The sequence below is a fragment of the Herbidospora sp. RD11066 genome, from assembly GCF_054661255.1.
In genome coordinates this window covers 1-277 of record NZ_BAAGDO010000129.1, presented here as the reverse complement: position 1 = coordinate 277, position 277 = coordinate 1, and the positions used below count along the sequence as shown (strand labels likewise).

The 277-nt window shown below is 51.6% G+C and carries 1 protein-coding gene; it reads right to left on the bottom strand.

The features are described from left to right. Positions 1-277: MAM33 family protein (locus ACYQ78_RS39550; RefSeq protein WP_459806133.1), on the bottom strand; the 277-nt coding region annotated here is incomplete at both ends.

The following is a 277-nucleotide window of genomic DNA, read 5'->3' as shown; positions in this document are numbered from 1 at the left end:
CAACGCCATAGCATCGGTGAAATCGCAGAGTTCTGCGGTGGCGCCCACCTCTGCTAGTAGTTCGTCGAAGCTTCCCTGCAACTTTTCATCGCTGCCCTCAAATTCTGGACCATTGTAAGAGCTCACACTTTCTTTCTCCTCAACGGTGGCAAAGGATTTCACGTTGCCGATCACATATCGGTGGTCCTCACCAGTCTGTGTGCTGCAATAGAAGGACACACCAGCACCACTCTTGCTTTCAAGGGTGATGCAGAAGTCGGTGGCTTCGTATTCCTCA